General features: G+C 33.4%; 20 protein-coding genes. 15 read left to right on the forward strand and 5 right to left on the reverse strand.

Annotated elements, in window-relative coordinates; genetic code table 11:
- The first annotated feature begins 333 nt into the window (after positions 1-333).
- Positions 334-1269 carry a phosphate ABC transporter substrate-binding protein PstS gene (gene pstS / locus QI155_RS00005; RefSeq protein WP_348650818.1) on the forward strand — a complete coding sequence of 312 codons (936 nt, stop codon included), beginning with the start codon at positions 334-336 and terminating at the stop codon, positions 1267-1269.
- Between the two features lie 33 nt (positions 1270-1302).
- Here pstS and aroD read toward each other — a convergent pair whose 3' ends face one another.
- The 5 genes from aroD to dnaJ all read right to left on the reverse strand — a co-directional run bounded on the left by aroD (position 1303) and on the right by dnaJ (position 6573).
- A complete protein-coding gene (gene aroD, locus QI155_RS00010; protein WP_281320862.1) occupies positions 1303-1983 on the reverse strand; it encodes a type I 3-dehydroquinate dehydratase in 681 nt (226 codons plus the stop codon).
- Between the two features lie 71 nt (positions 1984-2054).
- On the reverse strand, positions 2055-2504 hold the full coding sequence (locus tag QI155_RS00015) for an Hsp20/alpha crystallin family protein (protein ID WP_068858527.1): 450 nt from the start codon (positions 2502-2504) through the stop codon (positions 2055-2057).
- Between the two features lie 18 nt (positions 2505-2522).
- Positions 2523-5153: an ATP-dependent chaperone ClpB gene (clpB, locus tag QI155_RS00020; protein ID WP_281320863.1), complete on the reverse strand. Its 2631-nt coding sequence runs from the start codon at positions 5151-5153 to the stop codon at positions 2523-2525.
- A gap of 11 nt (positions 5154-5164) precedes the next feature.
- Complete coding sequence (locus QI155_RS00025) at positions 5165-5503, reverse strand: MerR family transcriptional regulator (RefSeq protein ID WP_281320864.1); 339 nt, start codon at positions 5501-5503, stop codon at positions 5165-5167.
- A 2-nt stretch (positions 5504-5505) separates the two neighbouring features.
- Positions 5506-6573, reverse strand: coding sequence for a molecular chaperone DnaJ (gene dnaJ / locus QI155_RS00030; protein WP_068858521.1), 1068 nt, complete (start codon positions 6571-6573; stop codon positions 5506-5508).
- Between the two features lie 243 nt (positions 6574-6816).
- On the opposite strand from dnaJ, the gene QI155_RS00035 reads away from it, so the two are divergent.
- The 14 genes from QI155_RS00035 to fliI are packed head-to-tail and all read left to right on the forward strand — an operon-like array spanning position 6817 to position 20842.
- On the forward strand, positions 6817-9267 hold the full coding sequence (locus QI155_RS00035) for an ATP-dependent Clp protease ATP-binding subunit (RefSeq protein WP_281320865.1): 2451 nt from the start codon (positions 6817-6819) through the stop codon (positions 9265-9267).
- A 12-nt stretch (positions 9268-9279) separates the two neighbouring features.
- Positions 9280-9807 (forward strand): TlpA disulfide reductase family protein, encoded by a 528-nt coding sequence (locus QI155_RS00040; RefSeq protein WP_068858517.1) that lies wholly within the window; start codon positions 9280-9282, stop codon positions 9805-9807.
- Between the two features lie 4 nt (positions 9808-9811).
- Positions 9812-10342 carry a DUF4416 family protein gene (locus tag QI155_RS00045; RefSeq protein WP_068858515.1) on the forward strand — a complete coding sequence of 177 codons (531 nt, stop codon included), beginning with the start codon at positions 9812-9814 and terminating at the stop codon, positions 10340-10342.
- Between the two features lie 32 nt (positions 10343-10374).
- Positions 10375-11361 (forward strand): sigma-54 dependent transcriptional regulator, encoded by a 987-nt coding sequence (locus QI155_RS00050; RefSeq protein WP_083200012.1) that lies wholly within the window; start codon positions 10375-10377, stop codon positions 11359-11361.
- On the forward strand, positions 11345-12943 hold the full coding sequence (locus QI155_RS00055; RefSeq protein WP_068858511.1) for a tetratricopeptide repeat protein: 1599 nt from the start codon (positions 11345-11347) through the stop codon (positions 12941-12943). The genes QI155_RS00050 and QI155_RS00055 overlap by 17 nt, the downstream gene beginning before the upstream one ends.
- Entirely contained in the window at positions 12940-14031 is a 1092-nt protein-coding gene (locus tag QI155_RS00060) for an ATP-binding protein (RefSeq protein ID WP_068858509.1), read from the forward strand. Before QI155_RS00055 ends, QI155_RS00060 begins: the two co-directional genes overlap by 4 nt.
- The gene (locus tag QI155_RS00065; RefSeq protein ID WP_068858507.1) at positions 14032-15306 is read left to right on the forward strand and encodes a sigma-54 dependent transcriptional regulator; all 1275 of its coding nucleotides are present in this window, start codon (positions 14032-14034) and stop codon (positions 15304-15306) included. It begins immediately after the preceding gene.
- 44 nt (positions 15307-15350) lie between these two features.
- Positions 15351-15686 carry a flagellar basal body rod protein FlgB gene (gene flgB, locus QI155_RS00070; RefSeq protein WP_068858505.1) on the forward strand — a complete coding sequence of 112 codons (336 nt, stop codon included), beginning with the start codon at positions 15351-15353 and terminating at the stop codon, positions 15684-15686.
- Positions 15686-16093 (forward strand): flagellar basal body rod protein FlgC, encoded by a 408-nt coding sequence (gene flgC, locus QI155_RS00075; protein WP_068858503.1) that lies wholly within the window; start codon positions 15686-15688, stop codon positions 16091-16093. Before flgB ends, flgC begins: the two co-directional genes overlap by 1 nt.
- Positions 16094-16113: 20 nt before the next feature.
- Positions 16114-16407 (forward strand): flagellar hook-basal body complex protein FliE, encoded by a 294-nt coding sequence (fliE, locus tag QI155_RS00080; protein ID WP_068858501.1) that lies wholly within the window; start codon positions 16114-16116, stop codon positions 16405-16407.
- A gap of 6 nt (positions 16408-16413) precedes the next feature.
- Positions 16414-17931 (forward strand): flagellar basal-body MS-ring/collar protein FliF, encoded by a 1518-nt coding sequence (fliF, locus tag QI155_RS00085; RefSeq protein ID WP_068858499.1) that lies wholly within the window; start codon positions 16414-16416, stop codon positions 17929-17931.
- Between the two features lie 2 nt (positions 17932-17933).
- Complete coding sequence (gene fliG / locus QI155_RS00090; RefSeq protein WP_068858497.1) at positions 17934-18914, forward strand: flagellar motor switch protein FliG; 981 nt, start codon at positions 17934-17936, stop codon at positions 18912-18914.
- A complete protein-coding gene (locus QI155_RS00095; RefSeq protein ID WP_173894021.1) occupies positions 18892-19563 on the forward strand; it encodes a FliH/SctL family protein in 672 nt (223 codons plus the stop codon). Before fliG ends, QI155_RS00095 begins: the two co-directional genes overlap by 23 nt.
- The gene (fliI, locus tag QI155_RS00100; RefSeq protein ID WP_068858493.1) at positions 19529-20842 is read left to right on the forward strand and encodes a flagellar protein export ATPase FliI; all 1314 of its coding nucleotides are present in this window, start codon (positions 19529-19531) and stop codon (positions 20840-20842) included. The genes QI155_RS00095 and fliI overlap by 35 nt, the downstream gene beginning before the upstream one ends.
- The last annotated feature ends 2 nt before the right edge of the window (positions 20843-20844 follow it).

A 20844-nucleotide genomic window follows, 5' to 3' on the forward strand; every position in this document is an offset into this window, starting at 1 on the left:
TATCCTTGCTGTGGCTCACAAGCTCCTTAGAACAGTATGGGCTATGCTTACTAAAAAACAACCTTTTTTTGTTAATCATACTCTTTCACCCTGTTTCTGAAGGAGGTGATTTTTCATAGTTGACTCCATAAATTATTTTTTATTTTCATGTTTTAGTATAAAAAACCATTGTTAAGACAGTTTTACAACAATGTTAATTTTTTGTTACAGGAATGTTAATTTTCTGTTACAATATTAAAAAATTAAAATGAGGAGGTATAGATGGTGAGTCTAATTTTGAAATTTATTGTATTTTTTGTACTTTTAACATTCAATATTTCTTCTTCTGCTGAAATGATTAATGGTGCTGGTGCTACCTTTCCATATCCACTTTATTCTTCTTGGGCATCGGGTTATTACAAGGCAACAGGAATTAAAATTAATTATCAGTCAATTGGTTCAGGTGGTGGAATCAGACAGATTACAGAAAGAACAGTTCATTTTGGTGCCTCTGATATGGCTCTTAAACCTGAAGAATTAGAAAAATCCCAACTTCTTCAATTTCCTGCTGTAATAGGTGGAGTTGTACCTGTTGTTAATATCCCTGAAATTCCATTTAATGCTTTAGTTCTTGATGGAAACACAATGTGTGAGATATTTCTTGGTGAGATTAAACAGTGGAATGACCCAAAAATTAAAGCATTAAATCCAGATATACATATGCCTGCAAAACCTATAACAGTAGTCTATCGCTCTGATGGTTCTGGAACAACTGCAATATTCACACACTATCTCAGTGGAACATGTAAAAAATGGGCAGATAATGTTGGCTATGGAACAGCTGTTAAATGGAGAACAGGACTTGGAGGAAAAGGCAATGAAGGGGTTGCAAATTATGTAAAAAGAACTTCTTATTCAATAGGATATGTTGAGTTTGCCTATGCCAAACAAAATAAACTTTCCACAGTAAAGCTTAAAAATTCAGCAGGACAGATTGTAGCCCCTGATTTTGAAAGTTTTGCTGAAGCAGCTGCTACTGCAGAGCTTGATCCTAAAAAACATTTTTATGCATGGATGACAAATGCACCTGGTAAAAAAGCCTGGCCCATAACAGGAGCTACATATATTCTTCTTGCAAAGGAAAAGACAGATGTTAACAAATCTGTTATAAAATTCTTTGATTGGGCATTTACAAATGGAGATGAAACAGCTAAAAAACTTGATTATGTGCCCTTGCCAAAATCCGTAAAAGATAAGGTAAGAAACTATTGGAAAACATATATAAAGTAAAATCTGGTAAGCCCATCTGGTTTTCAGGTGGGTTTACTTTCTTATCCCAATTTCTTTAAAAATTTTTACCATATAGGGCAGAGGAATCTGTCCAGGTGCAGATGTTGTGTTAAGGCTTGCATAGGTAATTAAAGAACCAAACACTGGATTTACAATACGTGTTAATCTTCCCTTTTCTCCCATTCCAATTACTATAACATTGTCTTTTTTATGTTTTATTGTAAAATACAAAAGTTTTTCCGCATCCTCTATTTCATTAACCATTGTAGAAATCTTGATTATATCAGCACCAAGTTTTTTACCTTCTTCAAAGACATTTTCTAAATCTTCTACCGAGGGAGTTAAATCAAATCTGTGATAGGATAAAATGAGTTTAATGTTATTTTGTAAAGTCTTTTGTCTTAAAGTTCGAGATCCCTCAGAAAAAATTTCAATATCAAAAAAATCACAATAGGGAGTTAATTTCTCATAAATGCTTAATCTATCTGGTATTTCTTTTTTGCCACCTTCCTTTAGAGATCTTATTGTACATAGCATTGGAAGATTAAATTTTTTCTTTGCAGTGGCAAAAACCTGTTCAATTTTTTGAATATTTTCAAACATATCAACCCTTAATTCAATAAGGTCTGCGCCTTCCAATGAAGATTCATTTAAGGAAAAAACATCTGTATCAATTAAAACAACTGCTATAGCCGGTATTTGTTTTAAATTCATAAATTAAGTTTATCAGTTTCTTTTAAGAAATTCAAAAAACCCGCCCCTTACGAGGCGGGTTTTTATAAGAGCTACTCTAATTGAATTTTTATCTCTCTTGGTTTTGACTCTGATTTTCTCATTATTGATATTTCAAGCAATCCGTCTTTAAGTCCCGCCTTAACAGAGGATTTATCTATATCAGGTGGAAGACTAATTGTTCTTGTAAAAGGACCAAAGCTTCTTTCACTTAAAATATAATCCTCTTCTTTGACTCCTTCGGGTCTTTTAATTTCTCCTTTGATGATTAGTCTATCATCGGTTATGGTTAAATCTATCTCATTTTTATTTACACCAGGTAATTCAATCTGAATTTTTAATTCGTTATCTTTTTCAAAGATATCTACATTTGGCGATATAATCCCTTCTGAACTCACTGCTCTTCTTCGTCTTACAGGAGAAAGAAACTCCTCAAAAAGTCTATCCATCTCTTTTCTTATCTCTTCAATTTCCTTTAAAGGACTCCATTTTACTATAGCCATTTTACACCTCCTAATTTTTTAAATTGCCTCTGCTAAAACAATCTTATTAAATATTATCTTACCATCTTTAAAGTCAACTTCTACAGTATCACCTTCTTTGAAGATTCCTTCAATAAGTTTTATTGCAAGAGGATCAAGAATCTCCTTTTGTAACACTCTTCTTAAAGGTCTTGCTCCATAAACAGGATCATATCCAATTTTTGCAATGTATTCCTTTGTAGACTCAGTCATTGTTATATCAATTTTTCTCTGTTTTAGATACTGTTTGATTCTTTTTAACTGAATTTCAATAATATTTTTCATTATTTCTTTGCTTAATGGATTGAAGATTATTGTCTCATCAATTCTGTTAAGGAATTCAGGTCTGAAGAAAGCCCTCAAATCATCCATTATTCTTTTTCTTAAATCTTTTTTCAAATCCTGCCAGTGTTCTGACCCACCGCCTTCAAGAAACTCCTGAATATGATGGCTACCTATGTTTGATGTCATAATTATTATTGTGTTACGAAAATCAACAGTTCTTCCATGTCCATCAGTAAGACGGCCATCATCAAGAACCTGTAAAAGAACATTGAATACTTCTGGATGAGCTTTCTCAACTTCATCAAATAGCACAACACTATAAGGACGCCTTCTTACTGCTTCTGTAAGCTGTCCACCTTCTTCATATCCTACATATCCTGGAGGTGCACCAATGAGACGAGACACAGTATGACGCTCCTGATATTCTGACATATCAATTCGAATCATGGCATTTTCATCATCGAAAAGAAACTCTGCTAAAGCCTTTGCAAGTTCAGTTTTACCAACACCTGTTGGACCAAGGAACATAAAAGAGCCAATTGGACGATTTGGATCCTGAAGCCCTGCTCTTGCTCTTCTAATTGCATTTGATACAGCGATTATTGCTTCATCCTGTCCAACAACTCTTTCTCTAAGACGCTCTTCCATCTTTATCAGTTTCTGTGTTTCGCTTTCAAGAAGCTTTTTCACAGGTATACCTGTCCATTTTGCCACAACTTCTGCTATGTCTTCCTCATCAACCTCTTCTTTAAGCATCTTTCTTTTATTCTGGATTTCTTTAAGTTGGGTATTTGCCTGCTCAAGGGATTTCTGAAGCTCTATCATTTTCCCATATCTAAGTTCAGCTGCCCTTGTAAGGTCACCCTGACGCTCTGCCTGTTCAGAGGCAATTCTTGTTTGCTCTATCTCTGCTTTAATTTCTCTTATTTTTAAAATAATCTCTTTTTCAGTCTGCCATTGCCTGTTTAATTCTTCTTTTTTAGTTAACAGCTGATCTATCTCCTGAGAAATTTTTTCAATTTTTTCCTTTGCATCCTTAGTTGGTTCTTTGCTTAATGCCTGACGTTCTATCTCAAGCTGTCTTAGTTTTCTTTCAATTTCATCAAGTTCAATTGGCATACTATCAATTTCCATTCTTAGCTTTGCTGCTGCTTCATCTATAAGGTCAATTGCCTTGTCTGGAAGATATCTGTCAGTTATGTATCTTGCTGAAAGAACTGCAGCAGCAACTAATGCAGAGTCCTTTATCTTTACACCGTGATGAACCTCATATCTTTCCTTGAGACCTCTTAGAATTGATATTGTGTCTTCAACAGAAGGCTCTTTAACAAGAATTGGTTGAAATCTTCTTTCAAGGGCAGGATCTTTTTCAATATATTTTCTGTATTCATTAACTGTTGTTGCACCTATACATCTAAGCTCTCCACGGGCAAGGGCTGGCTTAAGCATGTTTGCAGCATCAACAGCTCCTTCTGCCGCACCTGCACCAACGAGAGTGTGAAGTTCATCTATAAATGTTATAATTCTTCCATCAGAAGAGGTAATCTCTTTCAACACTGCCTTAAGACGTTCTTCAAACTCACCACGATATTTCGCACCAGCAAGAAGAGATCCTATATCTAAAGCTACTATCTCCTTGTCTCTTAATGATTCGGGCACATCTCCTGCTACTATTCTTTGGGCAAGGCCTTCAACTATGGCTGTTTTACCAACCCCAGGGTCTCCTATTAAAACAGGATTGTTCTTGGTTCTTCTGCTTAATACCTGTATAATTCTTCTTATCTCTTCATCTCTTCCAATTACAGGATCAAGCTTTCCTTTTTTGGCAAGTTCTGTTAAATTTTTTCCATATCTAACAAGAGCTTGATATTTTTCCTCTGGATTTGGATCTGTAACTTGATGTACTCCTCTTATTGCTATCATTGCATCAAGAACTTTCTGACGGGTAACAGCTTGTTTTTTTATCGCATCAAAAGCTGGTCCTCCGACATCAAATAGAGCAATCAGAAGATGCTCTACACTTATGTATTCATCTTTAAGATGTTCTGCTTCCTTATCAGCTTTCTCCAAAAGTTGATTAAGCCTTGGTGTAATGTAAATATGTTCAAGAGGTTGAACACTTTGAACTTTCGGAATTCTATCTATTGCTTTTTTTAAATCTGTCTTTATTGTATTTATATCTGCTCCGCATTCCTTAAGAATTCTTGAAACAAGTCCTTCCGAATCTTCAATTAATGCAAGCATAAGATGTTCCACATCTATTTGCTGATTTCCATGTTGAGAAGCAATTCTTTGAGCTTCCTTGATTGCCTCCTGGGTTTTATATGTTAATTTGTCAAATCTCATGTTTTACCTCCTTAAATTTGTTCAAAAAATTTTTTCATTCTTTTTTCCAATGTTTGCTTTATATCTTCATCAACATAACGAAACAATTCATTTATTAATTCTTCCATAATCTGCATTCTCTCCCTCATTCTAAGAATAATATCTACTCCAGCTCTGTTAACACCGAACTCCTTTGTAAGTCTTATTACGAAATTTAGTCTTTCAAGGTCTTCATCTGTATAAACTCTCTGTCTTTTAATTCTTTTAGGTTTTATAAATCCTTCTCTTTCGTAAAGTCTTAATGTTTGAGGATGAACATTAAGAAGCCTACAAACCATACTTATCATATAGAATCTTTCATCCTGTCTCATTTCTACCTCCTCAGCATGAATTCTCTTGGGTTTTCTTTATAAAGACGTTCCAGTCTTTTAATCTCTTCCTTTTCAGGATCTTTTAATCCCTTAGGAATTAATATTTTTATCACTACATAAAAATCTCCTTCCTTACCTCCCTTTGGTGATGGAAATCCTTTCCCTGAAATTCTAAATTTCTGTCCACCCTGGGTCCCCTCAGGTATTTTCATGGTGACTGTATCTCCATCTGGAAGAGGAACATCAACCTTAGCTCCCAAGGCTGCTTCAACAAATGTTACAGGAAGGTCAATGTATATATCATCTCCCTTTCTTGTAAAAAAAGGATGTGGGATAATATTAACTTCAAGAATTAAATCACCATAGGGAGCTCCACCTCTACCTGCATTTCCATATCCTTTAACCTTGACTGTTGAACCATTGTCTACCCCAGCAGGAATCTTAGCCTTAACTGTTTCTGTTGTTAAAAATCTGCCTGCTCCACTACAACTTTTACATGTCGATGAAGCTTTTCTTCCAGTTCCACCACAGTTTTGGCAGGTTTGACTTACCCTTACAAATCCTCTTGAAACCTGAATCCTGCCTGTTCCACCACATCTTGAGCAAATATCAACTCTGTCAGCTCCGCTTCCATGACAACTTTGACACTCTATATATCTTTGATAAGTAATTGGTTTTACAGTGCCTTTATAGGCTTCTTCAAATGTTAAATTAACAGGAATTATTATATCTTCACCTTTTACATAGGTGGTCGAAGTTGTTGTAAAGGTTTCACCAAAAATATCTCCAAAAATATCACCTAAATCAAAACCTTTTGTGAAGTCAAAACCGCCAAAGTCAAAACCTTTAAAATCAAATGATTCTCCTCTGTCATACTCCTCTCTTTTCTTTGGATCACTTAAAACTGCATAGGCTTCATTAATCTCTTTAAACTTTTCCTCAGCTTCTTTGTTTCCAGGATTTAAATCTGGATGATACTTTCTTGCAAGCTTACGATAAGCCTTTTTTATTTCCTCTTGGGAGGCATCTTTACTTACGCCAAGTATCTTATAATAATCCTTACGCTTCATGTTTTTAATCTAACATATTGAGTTGATTTATATCAATATATTTTTAGTCCGAAGGCTTGTGTTTTTTTTCTGTCAATCTGAGCTGAAGGCGAAGGGTCCCCTCTTTTTTTGAAATGAAAGTTTGAGCGAAAGACAGCTTTCTATATATCAGAAAATCTTGGTTTAACACTACATTGATTGACAGAAAGAGGAAAAAATCATTAATATTGAGTTAGAGATAAAATTCTCAAAGGAGTGTTTAACATGTTTGAAAAGTTTACAGAAAAGGGACGTAAAATAATTCTTTATGCAAGAGAGGAAGCAGAAAAAAGAAATAGCGAATTTCTCGATACAGAACATCTTTTACTTGCCATTTTGAGAGAAGAAGACTCTATACCAATTGCTATATTAAAAAAAATAGGGATTCAACCTGAAAATGTTCGTTATGAAATTGAAAAAAGAATTTCTGCAGAAACAAATCTTTTAACTTACGGTGAAATACCTTTCTCACCTAAAGCTAAAAAAGTTCTTGAATATGCAATAGAAGAGGCAAGACTTCTTGGACATCCATATATTGGAAGCGAACACCTTTTCCTTGGTCTTATAAAAGAAGAAGAAGGTATTGCTGGAAAAGTTCTTAGAAGTTTTGGAATAAATCTTTTAGGTGCCCGACAACTGACAATAAACTTTTCAATAAGACCCCATTTTCAAGGAGCTCCTCAGAAGGAAAGAAAAAGATCAAATACTCCAGCCTTAGATGAATTTGGAAGAGATTTAACATTATTAGCCCTGGAAGGAAAACTTGACCCTGTTATTGGAAGAGAAGATGAAATTGAGCGAGTTATCCAAATTTTAGGAAGAAGGATTAAAAATAATCCTGTAATAATAGGTGAACCAGGAGTAGGTAAAACTGCTATTGTAGAAGGATTGGCACAAAAAATAATTGAAGGAGATGTGCCTGATATACTTCTTGGAAAAAGAATTATCGCCCTTGACCTTGGTGCATTAATTGCAGGTACAAAATACAGAGGACAATTTGAAGAAAGACTGAAAGCTGTAATGAGAGAGACAACTCAGTCTGACAATGTAATTTTATTTATCGATGAACTACACACAATCATTGGTGCTGGTGCTGCTGAAGGCTCTGTAGATGCCTCAAATATGTTAAAACCGGCTTTATCGCGTGGTGAAATACAATGCATAGGAGCGACAACTCCACAGGAATACAGAAAATATATTGAAAAGGATGGAGCCTTTGAAAGAAGGTTTCAACCAGTATATATTCAACCAACGAGTGTAGAAACAACAGTTGAAATACTTAAAGGAATAAGAGAAAAATATGAAAATCATCATAAAGTAAAAATTACTGATGAAGCAATCGAGACAGCAGTAAAGCTTTCCGATAGATATATAACAGACAGATATCTTCCAGACAAAGCAATAGATGTCATTGATGAGACAGCATCAAGAATAAAACTGAAAAAATCAGTAATGCCTCAGGAATTAAAGGAAATTGAAATGGAATTAATGAAACTTTCAAAAGAAAAATCTCTTTACATAAAGATTCATGACTTACAGTCTGCTCAAAAAGCAAAATATGAGGAAGATAAACTTAGAAGAATGTATGAAGCTAATTATAAAAAATGGAAAGATTCTGTTTATAAAGAAGTTCCTGTTGTTACAGCCGAAGACGTGTCCTATACTGTTTCTAAGATGACAGGAATTCCTCTTTTCAAAATTGAACAGGCCGAATCAGAAAAACTTCTTCATATGGAAGAAGTTCTTCATAGGAGAATCATTGGACAGGATGAAGCAATCAAAAGCGTTTGTAAAGCCATAAGGCGTTCCCGTGCTGGATTGAAAACTAAAAATAGACCAATCGGTTCATTCTTTTTCCTTGGTCCAACAGGGGTAGGAAAGACCGAACTTGCAAAGGCTCTTGCTGAATTCATGTTTAATGACGAAAATTCTCTTATTAAGTTTGACATGTCAGAATATATGGAAAAATTCAATGTATCAAAATTAATCGGAGCGCCACCTGGGTATGTTGGCTATGAAGAAGGAGGACAGTTAACAGAAAGAATTCGTAAAAGGCCCTATGCAGTAATTCTTTTTGATGAAATTGAAAAAGCCCATCCTGATGTATTTAATCTTTTACTTCAAATTCTTGATGAAGGAGTCCTCACTGACAGTTTTGGAAGAAAAGTAGATTTTAAAAATACAATAATAATAATGACATCGAATATAGGAGCAAGATTAATAGAAAAATCCACTCCCCTTGGTTTCCATAAAAAAGAATCCAAAGATATATACTCAAAAATAAAGGATAGCGTCTTTGATGAATTGAAAAAAACCTTCAATCCTGAATTTCTCAATAGAGTAGATGATATTGTCGTATTCCATCCATTAGAAGAACACCATCTTCTTGCTATAATTGACTTACTCGTTGCAGAAACAAACAAGAAGCTTTCAGAGTACGGCTTTGTTATAGCTGTTTCTGAAGAGGTTAAACATTGGATTTTAAATAAATACTATCAGCCTGCCTACGGAGCAAGACCCATGAGAAGAGCTATAACTAAGGAAATTGAAGACCCACTCTCAGAAGAAATTTTAAAGGGAAGATTTAAAGGTTCAAACATAATAAAAGTTGAACTAAGAAATAATTCAATTGAATTTGAAGAAATTCCTGAAGAGGTAACTACAGCTGTTAATTAATCAGGTGAAGAAATGAAAAAGAATGTTTTTTTGATAATTTTCATATTACTTGCTGTAATAATAACTGGAAGCATATTATTTAAAAAATCTAAAATACCTTCGATTTCGCAAAATGCAAAAATTGGCATGCCTGCTCCTGATTTTGTTCTTAAAGATATCGAAGGTAAAACATGGAAACTTAATGAACTTAGAGGGAAAATTGTTATTCTTAATTTTTGGGCTTCCTGGTGTAATGATTGTAAGGTTGAAAAAAAAGCAATTCAGTCCTACTTGAATAAAAACGGTGCTCCCGATGATTTATTGTTTATTACAGTTCTTTACAAAGATAATCCAAAAACTGTTATAGAAATGGTAAAAAAAGCAGGATTTACCTTCCCAGTACTCATTGATGATGGTAATGTTTCATTTATATATGGAATAAAAGGAGTACCAGAGACCTTTCTAATCGACAAAAATGGAATTTTAAGACACAAAATCATCGGACCAGTTGAATGGGATAATCCCCATATTATTCCCCATTTAAAACAGGTTCTATCATGATTTAATGGGTAAACCAGGACAGCCCAAAAAAGTATTACTGTTTATCGGAACACTTTTTAAAGAAAAAGAAATTTATTATACTTCCATTGAATTCTTGAGAAATCTTTATGGTGAAATTCTCATGGAATCAGCGCCAAAGGAGTGGAAATATTCAAACTATTACACTGATGAGCTTGGTAGTCCTATTTTTCGTAGATTTATATTTTTTAAAAAATTAATTTCAGAAGGAGATATTGCGGATATAAAATTACAAACCAACGAAATAGAAATTAAGTTATCAATAAATTCTAAAAGAATGATTAATCTCGACCCAGGATATATAAGTCTTGCAAAGCTTGTTCTTGCTACCACCAAAGATTATTCCCATCGCATTTATCTTAAAAATGGCATATACGGAGAAGTTACACTAATTTACAAAAAAAACTCCTTTATACCCCATATTAACACTTATAAAGATTACGCAGATAAAAATTATATTGAACTTTTCAATTTAGCAAGGCAAATATATAAAGATTTGCTTTACAAAAATTATTGAAAAAATACTATTCAATATGTCATATTTATGACATGATTAAAGAAACGGAATTTATAGGGCAATCACCTGCAATTAAAGAAATTCTTGCTATCATAAATAAACTATCTAAAACTGACAGTACTGTTCTCATAATGGGTGAAAGCGGAACAGGAAAAGAGCTTGTGGCAAAAATGATTCATCAAAAAAGTACAAGAGCCACAAAACCATTTATTCCTGTCAACTGCGGAGCCATACCCTCTGAACTTCTTGAATCTGAACTTTTTGGACATGAAAAAGGAGCTTTCACAGGAGCAGTATACTCCCGTCCTGGTAGATTTGAACTTGCCCATGAAGGAACTATATTTTTAGATGAAATAGGAGACATGCCTCTTCATTTGCAAGTTAAAATTCTTAGGGTAATACAAGAAAGGTGCTTTGAAAGAATTGGTTCAACTAAACCATTACATGTAAATGTAAGAATAATTGCTGCAACAAACAAAAATCTGGAAAATGAAGTAAAAGAGGGAAAATTCAGAGAAGACCTCTATTGGAGACTCAATGTAGTACCTCTTTTGATTCCTCCCCTAAGAGAGAGAAAAGAAGACATTCCAATTCTTTGTGAATATTTCATAAATAAATTTTCGGAAAAATTTGGTTATACACTAAAGATTAAATCTGATGCTTTTGAATTACTCCTTAACTATCACTGGCCCGGAAATGTCCGTGAACTTGAAAATCTCATTGAAAGACTTTATGTATTAAGTGAGAATGGTGTTATTACCGTCAATGATCTTCCTGAAAGAATCAAATTTTCAGAGAGTTTTTTTTCAAGAAACATTATTCCAGAGGAATTAAATCCCTTTGCTTCATCAATTGACCTCAATGAAGTCATTAAAGAATATGAGAAAAAACTTATTCTACATGCCCTTAATTTACACGGATGGGTAAAAAGCAGAGCAGCAAAATATTTAAGAATAAATCGAACTACATTAATTGAAAAGATGAAAAGACTCGGTATTAAAGATGTTGAGATTAATTAAATCAATAGTATTCGTAATTTTAATATTCTGTTTCCTAATAGCTTATGCTCAGGAATCATTAAAGGAGGGAGAAAATTTATTAAAATCAGGACAATATTTGCAAGCAAGGGAATACTTTAAAAAATTTTTAGAACATCCTCAATTAGCTCCGGAAGCCTTGATAGGAATCAGTAAAAGTGAATATAACCTTGGTAACTACCCTGAAACCACACTTTATTTGAGGAGACTTTTAAGGGATTTTAAAGATTCACCCTTTATAAATGAAGGAAATCTTTACATGGGATTAAGCTATTTAAAAATGGGTAAATATCTTGATGCAGAATTCTATCTTAAAAAAGTAGAACCTCCCTTACAAACAAAAGCAAATATAGGACTTGGCTGGATAGCCTTTTACAAAGGAGATATCAAAACCGTTGAATCAATAATAAATAAAATAGATAAAAAAGAATTGAGTGAAAACCCTGATGCAACTCTTTTAAGAATTAAATATCTTGCCCATACAGGAAAGGCTGACGAAGCTTTAAAAGAGTTTGAAAGAAATACGAAACTGAAAAAAACAAACTTTGAACTTGATAAAGCTGAAATATTAATAAAGGCTGGTAAAATACAGGAGTCTGAAAAATTACTTAAAAATTTTCTAAAAAAAGATGTAAGAATTATTGATTCAATCAAAGCAAAAAATATGCTCTTTGATATTTATCTACTTCAGGGGAAAAAGGAGGAGGCTTTAAAAATTGCTAAGGAGATATATTTATATAATCCTTCTGATAGTTTTAAATTAAAGCTTGTTTCTCTTTACACTGAACAAAAAAACTATGATGAGTCAATAAAAATTCTTTTATCCTTAAGGGATAAGTCAGTTAGAAATCAAAAAATTGAAGAGTTTATTAAAAATGTGATAAAAGAAAGCCCTGAAAAAGCTTCAGAATATATAATGAGAGCATATCCGTTTCTTAGTGCTGACTCCCATTTACTAATTGATTTTGCTCAATTTCTTAACTCACAGGGAAAATTTAAAGAAGCAAAAATAATCCTTCAAAAAGTCATGACAGGACCAAGAAAAGCCGAAGCAATGATTCCACTTGCTCAAATTTTAATAAAAGAAGGCAAATTACAGGAAGCAAAAAAAATTCTTGAGCCTCTAAAAAATAATAAACCTTTGGCAATGGCATTATATGCCCAAATACTTGACAGAGAGGGAGATAAAAATACTGCTTTAATTTATATTAGAAAAGCTGTATCTAAAATAAAAGAACCTGAAATTATTTTATTTGCTGGAGATTTAGAATATTCAGTAGGTAACAAAAAGACCGCGCTAAAACACTGGATTGAGTCGGCAAAATTGGGAAACTCTCAAGGAGCTTTAAAAGTAGCAGATTATTTCTATATTTCAAAAGATTCTAAACAGGCTATTGCCTATTATAAAAGGGCTATTGATTTAGGACTTAATGACAATGACTCCCTTATGTGGGCATACTACCAGTACGGCAAACTTACCAAAGATAAATCCTATCTTGAAAAAGTGGTAAACTCAAAAGGAGAACTATCACAGGCAGCAAAAGAACTCCTTGAAAAATTATGAAAAACAACGAATTATTGAACGAAGCCATATTAAAGATAAACACTGCCTCTGAGGCTTTAGTTAGATACTATCAGATTTTAGAGGAAAGGATTAAACTTCTTACAGAAGAAGTTGAACAGAAAAAAAGACTTTTAAGTAGCATTATAGACAGTATCGACATAGCTGTTGTTTTTTTTGACAGAGAAGGTGTCATAAGATTAATCAATAAAGCAGGTGAATTTCTCTTTGGTATCAAAGCAGAAGAAGTTACCGGGAAAAGGGAATTACCAATAAAAATAGAAAATGAAAAGGTTTATCCTTCAAATTCTAAAAAACCCTTTTATGCAATTGTATCTCAATCAGAAGTTTTAGATTCGGAAGGAAACATCATAGGACATGTTCTACTATGTAAGGATATAACAAGAATTAAAGAACTTGAAGCAGAGAATGAAAGAAATAGAAGACTTTCAGCAATGGGTTCTTTGCTTATGAAAATTGCCCATGAAATAAGAAATCCTCTTGGCAGCATTGAACTTTTTGCCAATATGATATCAGAGGACTTAAAGGATAATATTCATGGAGAGTATGCAAGAAGAATTTCAAGTGCAGTAAGTATGCTTAGAAACACATTAGAAAATATGCTTAACTTTACAAGAGGAATAAACCCTAAAAAAGAGCCAACTCAAATAAATAATTTAATTTTTGAAATAATAAAAGAGTTTGAAGAGCTCTTTCAGAGAATAGGAATTGCAATAACTTTTGAATGGGATAAACAATATATTGTACTGGTGGACAAAGCATTAATCCGACAAGCATTAATCAATCTTATTGTTAATGCCTATCAGGCAATGCCTGAAGGAGGTATTTTAAAAATTATAGTTTCAAGGGAAGAAAAATTCCTTAAAATTATCATTAAAGACACGGGTCATGGAATTGACAGTGAAGTTTTAGATAAAATTTTTGAGCCTTTCTTTTCAACAAAAGACAGAGGTTCGGGATTAGGCTTAAGTATAACAAGTAGTATAATATCTGCCCATGGTGGAAGAATAGAAGTCAAAAGTGAGAAAAATCAAGGCACAGAATTTGCTTTATACTTACCTGTAGGATAAATGAAAGCTGTACTCATCATAGATGACGAACCTGATATGGGTTTTGCTTTAAAGGAAGCTTTAAATCGCATTGGCTTTGATGCCCATTTTTACCGAGACCCTATCCATGTTTTATCCAATGTTAATATCAAAAATTTTTCATTAGTAATTACAGATGTCAAAATGCCTAAAATGGATGGATTGCAGTTTTTATCAGAAATGCGAAAAAGAGGCATATTTACTCCCGTAATTGTTATAACTGGTTATGCAAATGTGGAAGATGCTGTCAAAGCTATGAAATTAGGAGCTGTAGACTATCTGACAAAACCTTTTTCCTTCGAAACCCTTAAATCCCTTGTTTTAAGACTCATACCAGATGAAGAGGATATTATTGCTGAATCAAAGGAAATGAGAAGAATTCTTCAGGTTGCTAAAGAAATAGCTAAAACAGATATCACTGTCTTATTAACAGGAGAAAGCGGAGTTGGAAAAGAAGTTATAGCAAAATATATTCATAAACATAGTAATAGAGCTAATTATCCTTTTGTTGCTATCAACTGTGCTGCGATCACAGAAACATTACTTGAAGCAGAACTTTTTGGATATGAAAAAGGAGCTTTCACAGGTGCCACAGAGAGAAAGCCTGGAAAATTTGAGCTTGCAGACAAAGGCACAATACTGCTTGATGAAATAAGTGAAATGGCTTATAAATTACAGGCTAAGCTACTAAGGGTTATTCAAGAAAAGGAAGTTGACAGAGTTGGCGGAACCAAACCAATTCCCATTGATGTAAGAATTATAGCTACAACTAACAGAGATCTATGGGAAGAAGTAAAAAAGGGAAACTTTAGAGAAGACCTCTTTTACAGAATTAATGTTTTTCCTCTTAGAATTCCACCTTTAAGAGAGAGGTCCTCTGATATAATACCCCTTGCTGATTTTTTTATTAAAAGACTTTCTAATAAAATGTCAAAAAATTTGTATCTTTCTGAAAAAATGAAAAAATACTTAATAAATAAACCATGGACGGGCAATGTTAGAGAACTCGAAAACTTTATATATAGAATGGCAGTATTAAGTAAAAATGGGGAGGTTAATCCTCCAGAGGAAGACGAAATAATATTTGAAGAAGTAAAAATTGCAAAAACAGGGAAGTTAAAGGATGCTGAAAAAGACATGATAGTTGATGCTTTAAGGAAGACTGAAGGAAATCGCACAAAGGCTGCTAAAATGCTTGGGATAAGTGTAAGAACCCTTAGAAATAAAATTAAAGAATATGGATTGAGAGATATCTAATCTGGCATACAATTTGTATATATATTGAGTAGAGGTGAATATACATGGATAATTCAATAAAAATACTTCAGAAAATAATGGATCTTTGTGCCTATAGGCAAAAAATTCTTGCCTCAAATATAGCAAATGTGGATACTCCGAATTATAAAGCAAAGGATATAGATTTTCAGGAGGAACTGAAAAAGGCTTTAGAAATAGAAAACAATTCTTACAGGATCATAGAAGCACCAACAACAATGCCAAACAGGGACGGAAATACTGTAAATATTGAAGTAGAAATGGCAAAATTAACAGAAACTTTGTTAATGTATAACAGTGCAACTCAGCTTCTTTCTACAAGGCTAAGAATGTTAAAAGATGCTATTAAAGGAGGTAGATAATGAAAGACCTCTTTTTGCCTCTTAAAGTATCTGCTACTGGATTAGAAGCGCAAAAAATCAGACTCAATGTTATTGCTTCAAACCTTTCAAACATTAACTCCACAAGAACACCTGAAGGCGGTCCCTATCGAAGAAAGGATGTACTCTTTATGTCCTATATGTATGACCAGATTTCCCATGGTGTTGATGTTTACAAAATAGTTGAAGACCAGAGACCCTTTAGGATAGTTTTCGAACCAGGTCATCCTGATGCAGACAAAGATGGATATGTTAGATATCCTAATGTAAATCCGATGGAAGAAATGATTAATATGATTTCCGCATCTCGAGCCTATGAAGCAAATCTTACAATGATTAACTCCTACAAAGAAATGTTTTTGAGAACCCTTGATTTATTAAAAGTTTAAGAATTTTTCGGAGGTAAATGATGACAGAAATAAAAAATATTAATGAGTTATTAGGTAAAAGTTTAGAGGAATTAAAAAATTTAAAAGGCGCCCAGAAAGAATCTTTTGAACAAGCCTTAAAGGATGCTATTAAAGAAGCCTCTAAAGTAGAGGAAGAAGCACAAAAGGCAATTGAAGCCTTTTCAAAGGGAGAAATAAGCATTCACCAAGTAGTTTTAGCAATGGAAAAGGCTGACATGACTTTACAAACTCTTATTCAGGTAAGGAATAAAGTTTTAACAGCCTACGAAGAAATATCTCGTATGCAGGTTTAGTAAAAAATGCCTATCACTGACAGATTTAAAATATATTTTGAAAACTTTAAAAATCTATCTACTAATCGTAAAATAGCATTTGCTGCAGTTGCTGTTATAAGTATTGCAATTATAATAACCTTCTTACTCTGGTTACCTAAACAGGATTATCAAGTTTTATTTTCCAATCTATCTGCTGAGGATGCAGGCAATGTTATTACAAAGCTTAAAGAAAAGAAAGTTCCCTATCAGGTTAAAGATAATGCAATATATGTTCCATCTGATAAAGTTCATGAACTAAGGCTTGAACTGGCAGCACAAGGTGTTCCATCAGGTGGTGGTGTTGGTTTTGAAATATTTGACAAAACATCAATCGGACTTACTGAATTTTCCCAAAGAGTAAACTATATCAGAGCCCTTCAAGGAGAACTGGCAAGAACGATCAAGCAAATTCAAGAAGTAGATCAGGTTAGGGTTCATATTGCCATACCTGAGAAGACCATATTTACTGAAAAAGAAGACCATCCAACTGCATCCGTTGTTTTGAAACTTAAACCAGGAAGAACTCTGTCAAAGGAACAAGTCGCAGGCATAGTTCATCTTGTATCAAGCAGTGTAGAAGGACTTGCACCTCAGTATGTAACAGTTGTTGACCAGTATGGAAATCTGCTTTCAGCACCTAAGGATACAGCACAGCTTGTTCAAACTGAACAGATTGAATATAAGAAAAATATTGAAAAAACTTATGAAAAAAATATTCAAAGCATGCTTGAAAACATAGTAGGAAAAGGAAAAGCAATAGTAAGAGTTTCAACAGAAATTGATTTTTCAAAAGTAGAACGCCTTGAGGAAAAATTCGATCCTGATACAATTGCTATAAAAAGTGAACAACGAAGTCAAGAAAAAACAATGGCACCACAGACAGGTGGAATACCTGGAGTACTTTCCAATCAGCCAGGACAACCTCAAACAGGTACAACACAAAATATTCAGTCTCAAAGACAGCAAGAAAGCATTAATTATGAAGTAAGCAAAAGTATAAGCAAAATCTTGCAGGCAACGGGACAAATAAAGAAAATCTCTGTAGCTGTATTAGTTGATGGAGTATATAAAGAAGAAAAAGGTAAAAAGATTTATACCCCAAGAAGTGAAGAAGAAATAAAAAAGTATCAAGAGCTTGTACAAGCTGCAATAGGATATAATAAAGAAAGGGGTGACATAGTAATAGTTGAAAGTATGCCCTTTGAAGTAATACCAGAGGAAAAACCAGCTATTGATTATTTAGGTATTGCAAAAACTATACTAAAATATTTATTACCCATAATAGTTCTCTTGTTGATAATCTTCTTTATAATTAAACCTCTCCTTGAAATTCTTAAAAGACCCGTTGAAGAAAAGGTTAAAATGAAAGAAGTTGTTATATCTGAAGAAATCCCAGGTATGCCTCCTTTTAAGGAAAGAGATATAAAGGAAGAAATCAGAGAACTGGCAAAAAGTAATCCTAAAAAGGTTGTTTCAATGCTTAGAGAATGGATGGCTGAATAAAAATGAGAAAATTTTCTGGGATAGAAAAAGTTGCTGCCCTTTTATCTCTTATTGGAGAGGATGCTGCAACAGAGCTTTTTAAACACTTTGATCCTATAGAACTTGCGCGAATTATCCCAATGATGTCAAGGATAAAATTGACAAAGGAAGAAGCAGATGCCATACTTCAAGAATTTTCTGAAAAAATTGGAACAACACCTGTTGTTGTTGATGAAGAATATATAAAATCAATTCTTACAAAAGCTTTTGGAGAGGAACAGGCAGCAAAACTTATTAGTAAAATTGAAAGTGGAGCCTCTGCTTTTGATATTCTCAGATGGCTTGACTCTTCAGCCATATCCTCAATGCTTCAAAGAGAACATCCTCAAACAATAGCTATAGTTTTAGCCCATTTAGAACCAAATCAGGCAGCTGAAGTTTTAAGTAAATTTCCAGAACAACAAAAAATTGAAGTAGCATCAAGAATTGCAAATCTTGATCAAATTTCACCAACTATTTTAAGTGAACTTGAAGATGTTCTTCAAAGTCAGCTTCGCTCCTATACTCAATCAAGAAGAATTGGTGGAGTAAAAACAGTTGCAGAAATACTAAATCAAATGGACAGAGCCTCTGAAGAACTAATTTTAAAAAATATTGAAGAAAAGGATCCTATCCTGGCAGAAGAAATTAGAAAACTTATGTTTACCTTTGAAGACCTTATTCATGTTGATGATAGAGGAATTCAGACAATTCTTAAGGAAATATCTACTGATGACTTAGCCCTTGCTCTTAAAATGGCTTCTGAAGAACTTAAAGAGAAAATATTCCGTAATATGTCAAGTAGAGCAGTTGAAATTTTAAAAGAAGAAATGGAAGCAAAGGGACCTGTTAGGGTTTCAGATGTAGAAAAGGCTCAAATGAATATTGTAAGGGTAGCAAGAAGACTTGAAGAGGAAGGTAAAATTGTACTTGGAGGCAAAGGTGGAGAAGAAGTTGTCATTTAAAGAAATAAAACCTTACATACCTTCATCTTTTGATGAAACTTTGAGACTACCTAAAGAAGAAAAAGATGAACATAAAGAAGAGGGATTAAAAAAGAAATATGAAGAGTTAAAAAAGAAGTATGAGGAAACTCTTAAATCCGCACACATAGAAGGTTTTAACAAAGGTTATGAAGAAGGATTAAAAAAAGCTGAAAAAGAAATTGATCAAAAAAAACAGGAACTTAATAGACAATTTGAAATCTTGAAAAAGTTAATAAATGACCTTTCAACCTTTAAAGAAAAACAGATGGAACTTTTTTTGCCTCAGATTTTAAGATTTGCATTTAAAATAGCAGAGAAAGTTGTTGCAACCAAAATATCCCTTGACAGGCATATAACTCTTTCAATTTTAAAAGATGCTCTTGCAGAAGTGCCTAATAATGAAGAAAAATTTATCGTAAAACTTAATCCAAAGGATTATGAATTTATCTTACAAAAATTAAATGAACTTGGAATTGATCCTTCAAAAATTCAATTCGAACCATCTGAAAATATAAAAAGCGGTGACTATAAAATAGAAACTCATTCTTTACACATTGTTGCAACAGTAGAAGAAAAATTAAAGGAATTAGAGAATGCTATCAATACATTCATTTCTCAGCAAAAGTGAAGAAATTTTAGATAAAACATCGGTAATCAAAATTTACGGCAAAGTCACAAAAGCGGTTGGACTTATCATTGAGGGAGTAGGAATAAATGCAAGTATTGGTGATATTTGTGAGATAATAACCGATAATGATTCCATTGAAGCAGAAGTTGTTGGTTTTAAAAATGGAACTATTCTTCTTTCTCCTCTTGGTGAGATATACGGGATAAGACCAGGTGATAAAATTGCTGTTAAAGGAAAGCAAAGTTATATTAAATTAAATGAAAAAATACTTGGCAGAATAATAGATGGCATAGGACATCCAATTGATGGTAAGCCACCCTTAACTGGCAAACCCTTTCCAATTTATAACGATGCTATCAATCCTCTTGACAGAGAAATAATAAAAGAACCTATTGATCTGGGAATAAGGGCTATAAATTCACTTATTACTTGCGGGAAAGGACAGAAAATTGGAATTATGGCGGGAAGTGGTGTAGGTAAAAGTGTGCTTCTTGGAATGATTGCAAGATACACTAATGCTGATGTAAATGTAATCGCTCTTATTGGTGAAAGAGGAAGGGAAGTTAAGGAATTTATTGAGAAAGACTTAGGTGAAGAAGGATTAAAAAAATCTGTACTTGTTGTATCAACCTCAGACACTCCTGCTTTAGCAAGAATAAGAGGTGCTTTTTTAGCAACAGCAATAGCTGAATATTTCAGAGAAAAGGGTAAAGATGTAATACTTCTCATGGATTCCCTTACAAGATTTGCAATGGCTCAGAGGGAAATAGGACTTGCAGCAGGAGAACCGCCTACAATGAAAGGATATCCTCCTTCGGTGTTTAAATTAATGCCAAAGTTACTTGAAAGAGTTGGAATAACTAAAAGTGGTGGTTCAATAACAGGAATATACACTGTCTTAGTAGAAGGAGATGATTTAACAGATCCAGTTACTGACGCAGCAAGGTCTATTCTTGATGGACATATTGTGTTGTCTCGTGAGCTTGCTAATAGAAACCATTACCCTGCTATTGATGTCCTAAAAAGTATAAGCAGAGTAATGAAAGACATAGTAGATGAAACCCATTTAAAGTATGCTGGAAAACTTCTTGATCTTCTTTCAACCTATTCAAAATATGAAGACATTATAAATATAGGTGCTTATAAGGAAGGAACAAATCCTCAGGTTGATTTAGCAATCAAAATGATGGAACGAATCAATGAGTTTTTAAGACAGGATATAAATGAAAAAGCTGATTTTGAGGAAAGTATAAAAAGTCTTATAAAACTTTTTGAATGACT

The sequence above is a fragment of the Thermodesulfovibrio sp. 1176 genome (assembly GCF_029946585.1).
In the GTDB taxonomy this organism is placed as follows: domain Bacteria; phylum Nitrospirota; class Thermodesulfovibrionia; order Thermodesulfovibrionales; family Thermodesulfovibrionaceae; genus Thermodesulfovibrio.

What these genes read in the sequence shown, in the direction of transcription:
- QI155_RS00040 (WP_068858517.1), top strand. Translation starts at nt 9,280, where the DNA reads ATGAAAAAGAATGTTTTTTTGATAATTTTCATATTACTTGCTGTAATA.
- QI155_RS00065 (WP_068858507.1), top strand. Translation starts at nt 14,032, where the DNA reads ATGAAAGCTGTACTCATCATAGATGACGAACCTGATATGGGTTTTGCT.
- fliE (WP_068858501.1), top strand. Translation starts at nt 16,114, where the DNA reads ATGACAGAAATAAAAAATATTAATGAGTTATTAGGTAAAAGTTTAGAG.
- fliG (WP_068858497.1), top strand. Translation starts at nt 17,934, where the DNA reads ATGAGAAAATTTTCTGGGATAGAAAAAGTTGCTGCCCTTTTATCTCTT.
- QI155_RS00015 (WP_068858527.1), bottom strand. Translation starts at nt 2,504, where the DNA reads ATGGCTATAGTAAAATGGAGTCCTTTAAAGGAAATTGAAGAGATAAGA.
- aroD (WP_281320862.1), bottom strand. Translation starts at nt 1,983, where the DNA reads ATGAATTTAAAACAAATACCGGCTATAGCAGTTGTTTTAATTGATACA.
- QI155_RS00045 (WP_068858515.1), top strand. Translation starts at nt 9,812, where the DNA reads ATGGGTAAACCAGGACAGCCCAAAAAAGTATTACTGTTTATCGGAACA.
- flgC (WP_068858503.1), top strand. Translation starts at nt 15,686, where the DNA reads ATGAAAGACCTCTTTTTGCCTCTTAAAGTATCTGCTACTGGATTAGAA.
- QI155_RS00055 (WP_068858511.1), top strand. Translation starts at nt 11,345, where the DNA reads ATGTTGAGATTAATTAAATCAATAGTATTCGTAATTTTAATATTCTGT.
- fliI (WP_068858493.1), top strand. Translation starts at nt 19,529, where the DNA reads ATGCTATCAATACATTCATTTCTCAGCAAAAGTGAAGAAATTTTAGAT.
- fliF (WP_068858499.1), top strand. Translation starts at nt 16,414, where the DNA reads ATGCCTATCACTGACAGATTTAAAATATATTTTGAAAACTTTAAAAAT.
- flgB (WP_068858505.1), top strand. Translation starts at nt 15,351, where the DNA reads ATGGATAATTCAATAAAAATACTTCAGAAAATAATGGATCTTTGTGCC.
- clpB (WP_281320863.1), bottom strand. Translation starts at nt 5,153, where the DNA reads ATGAGATTTGACAAATTAACATATAAAACCCAGGAGGCAATCAAGGAA.
- dnaJ (WP_068858521.1), bottom strand. Translation starts at nt 6,573, where the DNA reads ATGAAGCGTAAGGATTATTATAAGATACTTGGCGTAAGTAAAGATGCC.
- QI155_RS00050 (WP_083200012.1), top strand. Translation starts at nt 10,375, where the DNA reads ATGATTAAAGAAACGGAATTTATAGGGCAATCACCTGCAATTAAAGAA.
- pstS (WP_348650818.1), top strand. Translation starts at nt 334, where the DNA reads ATGATTAATGGTGCTGGTGCTACCTTTCCATATCCACTTTATTCTTCT.
- QI155_RS00060 (WP_068858509.1), top strand. Translation starts at nt 12,940, where the DNA reads ATGAAAAACAACGAATTATTGAACGAAGCCATATTAAAGATAAACACT.
- QI155_RS00025 (WP_281320864.1), bottom strand. Translation starts at nt 5,503, where the DNA reads ATGAGACAGGATGAAAGATTCTATATGATAAGTATGGTTTGTAGGCTT.
- QI155_RS00035 (WP_281320865.1), top strand. Translation starts at nt 6,817, where the DNA reads ATGTTTGAAAAGTTTACAGAAAAGGGACGTAAAATAATTCTTTATGCA.